We start from the raw sequence: 2,569 nt of genomic DNA on the forward strand, positions 1-2,569 counted from the left end.
TATCGGGTAGGTCAGAGGGATTACTCCCTCTTTGCCCCCTAAGCACCGTGCGAACGAGTCTCCTGGTACACGGCGCAACCAACTCCGAAAAACACGTTATTCTGTGCAACCCTTTTCCCTTCGACCCGGTTTTGTGCCTTTTGGTTTTTGTTTCCGGTTTTTGGGAGGGGTTTTTATCCCTTCATACAGTTTTTTCTGTATTTCAGGGTTAGTTGCCCCCAAGGCATGGATAGTGTGGTGACAATCCTCATGAACGTACACTAGGTTGTTGTACTTATCTTGTCCTCCATGTTCTTTAGGAACAATGTGGTGTAGATGTACTTTGTTGTAGTCCCCTAACTGTTGTCCACAATATGGACATACGTAGTTTTGCCTCAAGGCTATTTTATTCTTGCCTTTGGGCAATCTTCCTTCAGCTGTTTTCTTACTCTGTCTCTCCTTCCTTTTCCTCCAATATTCTTGAAGGTCAGGGTTGTCTGGAGAGTAATTGTGGGTGACTAGTGTATGTCTGGTTATTTTTGTCCATAAAGGTTTTTCCAAGTATAGTTCTTTGCTTCCGAAGACACTTGTATCCTCCCTGCCTGGACAGAAGCATCCGAAATGTTTTTCCTTAATCCACTTCCATTCTTTTCGAGGGTATCTTCTCTTACACCATCTTACTAGCTTCCAGGAAATATAATCCTCTAATTTATTAAACGTATCCTTCGCCACCACACCATTGTGGTAGTTTGTCCAACCCCTTATAATTGGTTGTAATTTCCATATAAGTTGTTGAACCGATGACCCTTTTAACTTGGCGAATTCTACTTTTATCTTCTTTTTGATTCCTTTTAAGCTTTTGTTTGATGGTTTGATTAGAGTTATATACCCTTTATTTCTGGTTGTGGTTTTATGTTTTCGTATGTTCCATCCCAAGAAATCAAAACCGTCTGTTAGGTGAGTTATTTTGGTCTTTTCCTCGGATAGACTTAGTCCTTTCTTGGCTAACCATTCTTTCGTGGTTACCTTGGCGTTCGTGGCATCTTGTTTAGATTCTGTTAGAATCACAAAGTCATCCGCAAAGCGTACTATAGTTCTATTCGATTTATTTCTCCAAGTGTCTTCACCTTTTTTAGTTTTTTCTTTCCTGTATGTTATCCCCAGTTCCTTTTCTAATCCATGTAATGCTATGTTGGCTAACAGTGGACTGATTATTCCTCCTTGTGGAGTTCCAGTCTCCGTAGGGTGGAATGTATCCTTGTCTACATATCCTGCCTTTAACCATCCATGGATTAGTTTTTTCGCTGGGAAATTACCAATGGCTTCCATTAACGGTTCATGGGCTATATTGTCAAAGCATCCTTTTATGTCTGCTTCGACTATCCACCATTTCTTGTTTCTTTCCCCATTGATGTTCAGGAATATTCTTTGTCGGGCGTCATGGGCACTTCTTCCTGGCCTAAAACCGTAAGATGTGGCTTCAAATTGAGCTTCCCATGTTGGTTCCAAAGCATTTTTGACAATGGCTTGTATACATCGGTCCGTGATACTCGGTATTCCTAACGGTCTTTGTTTGCCATTGGGTTTTGGTATGTAGATGCGCCTTGTGGGCTTTGGTTCCCAGAGTTTGGTTTTTGATAAGGTGTCCACCATTTCTCCTCTTTCTTGAGGATTTAGGGCTTTTTCATTATCGACTCCCGCCGTCCTTTTCCCTTTGTTGTCTTGGGTTGCTTTACGAACAGATACTTGGATGTTGGATTGACTCCTGAGCATTAATCTCTGGAGTTTGTTTACCTTCTTCCAATCCCCTTGACGTGTTGCCTTAAAAATTCTTTGTCTTAGTTTCCTGACCTGTCTATGGGCTTTTTTCCAATCAATGGAATGCCAGTAAGTGGTCTGTTCAGTTACGATACCCACGTTTTCAGGCGTCGGTTCTATCTTTTCCATGTACAATTTAAGTCAACTAATAACTTTCTTTTCCTTGGCTCGAAGTCAGCTCTGAAATTCAGCGCTCTTTCGAGCGAGGGATTTCCCTCTATCCGACCGGTTATTTATTCCCGTTCCCTTTCGGGTAGTCGGCTTTTGCTTGGTTCAGACTTTTACCGGACTGAGAGTTATACCTCCTCTTGCGATTCGGCTACCCTTGTTATCGACCTGATACTAGGGACTCAATCTCGGCTTACCCGGTTGCGCACATAGAAGTTACGAATCTTAAGTTGCCGTCTATACACCGAGTCCTATGAAGGTTCAGATTGTCTGAAAGTGGACAGACTAACCTCGGAGCTCTTATCTCCATCATCGAATTTGTCAGAGATATCAATCTTAACGATGCCTTTAACCAACGGTTCCTTTCGTCAACTTTTTGATTCTTTCCCTGTTCGGTTCTTACCTATCCGATGGTTCGGTAATCCCTACTTTTCCCTCTAGCTCTGAGACCCAAAACTTCGGGATATCTCTAGATTTTATTTCTCCTGAGATTCCATCGTTCTTGTGCCCCTTCGGGTGGGAACCAGTCCTGAACCCTGGACTGTGGAAGGCTCTTACCCCTTCCACTTCATATGAGCGCCTTTCTTCGGTCGCCCCACTATCT

General features: G+C 42.7%; 2 protein-coding genes. Both read right to left on the bottom strand.

What is annotated here, in order from left to right; genetic code table 11:
• Positions 1–96: 96 nt before the first annotated feature.
• The gene (gene ltrA / locus F6J94_RS32855) at positions 97–1,926 is read right to left on the bottom strand and encodes a group II intron reverse transcriptase/maturase (RefSeq protein ID WP_293047900.1); all 1,830 of its coding nucleotides are present in this window, start codon (positions 1,924–1,926) and stop codon (positions 97–99) included.
• 438 nt (positions 1,927–2,364) lie between these two features.
• The coding region (locus F6J94_RS32860) for a hypothetical protein (RefSeq protein WP_293047903.1) at positions 2,365–2,569 on the bottom strand (205 nt) is incomplete at its 5' end.

Source organism: Moorena sp. SIO1F2, from assembly GCF_010672755.1.
Taxonomy (GTDB): Bacteria; Cyanobacteriota; Cyanobacteriia; order Cyanobacteriales; family Coleofasciculaceae; genus Moorena.

What these genes read in the sequence shown, in the direction of transcription:
- ltrA (WP_293047900.1), bottom strand. Translation starts at nt 1,926, where the DNA reads ATGGAAAAGATAGAACCGACGCCTGAAAACGTGGGTATCGTAACTGAA.